1 pseudogene is annotated in these 1,210 nt (G+C 65.4%); it reads left to right on the forward strand.

The annotated features are described in order from the left end of the window. The first annotated feature begins 76 nt into the window (after window positions 1-76). Window positions 77-956: pseudogene (locus tag AC1DIO_RS35370) on the forward strand (IS110 family transposase). Window positions 957-1,210 lie beyond the last annotated feature (254 nt).

Here is a 1,210-nt window from a genome sequence, read left to right on the forward strand (position 1 = left end):
CCGCCCGTTGATACGGGATGACGGAGAGCGGTCTTCCGGTCAGGCTCCATCGATCCAACCGGTCAGGAGGCCTGCCATGGAGCTGTTCGTCGGTCTTGATGTGTCTGTTCGCACCACCAGCGTCTGCGTCATGGATGCGGGCGGCAAGCWGATCCGGGAGAGCAAGGTCGAGAGCGAGCCGGAGGCGATCGGCGAGCTGCTTCATGCGATCGGCGGGCCGTACAAGCGGGTGGGGCTGGAGGCCGGACCACTGTCGCAGTGGCTCTACAGCGGCCTGGCAAGCGCGGGGTTTCTCGTGATCTGCGTCGAGACGCGGCACATGAAGGCCGCGCTCTCGGCGCAGATCAACAAGACCGATCGCAACGATGCCCGCGGCATCGCGCAGATGATGCGGGTCGGGCTTTACAAGCCGGTGCATGTCAAGACGGTCCGGAGCCAGGAGATCCGGATGCTTCTCACCGCCCGCAAGTTCGTGCAGACGAAGCTCCTCGACGCCGAGAACAACCTGCGCGGCCTGCTGCGCAACTTCGGGCTCAAGGTCGGCGCCGTGACCCGGGTTCAGTTCGAGCGGCGGATCCTCGAGCTGCTCGAACAGTCTCCGCATCTGCGCCTGATCATCGAGCCGCTTCTCGAGGTGCGGCGGGTGCTGCGGGAGCAGTTCCAGCATCTGCACAAAGCGATGGGGCGGCTGGCCGAGAGCGACGAAACCTGCAAGCTGCTGATGACGGATCTCGAAGTGCGGCGATGCCGGGATCCGCTGGGCGCTGGTCGAGGCCGCCGGGATCCTGCTGCGGATCTCGAAGAAGAGCTCGCCGCTGAAGMCGTGGGGGCTTGCCGTCGCCCGTCGTCGAGGCATGGCGAAGGCGACCGTGGCGGTAGCCCGGCGCCTGGCGGTCATCCTGCATCGGATGTGGGTCGACAACACGCCGTATCGCTGGGAGGCTGAGGCCGCCTGAACCAGCAAAAGAGTTCCGCGTCGCTGCGCGGATCGAGGTCCCGTCCAGGGACGCGTGGGCAGGCAATCTCGAGGCGGGCCTGAGCGTCAGTCCAGGCTGGCAGCTCGATAAAAAGATTGAGACGCCTCTCCATCCGACCCGATCATGAAGCGGCTCAGCGCCGACTTCGCAGAGAAGCCAGACCCCTGGCGGGAACTCATTATCGCGCAGCGTGGCGCAGAGGCTTGTCGGATAATCACCCAAAGCGATCGACG

Source organism: Allobosea sp. 05T439 (genome assembly GCF_056396005.1).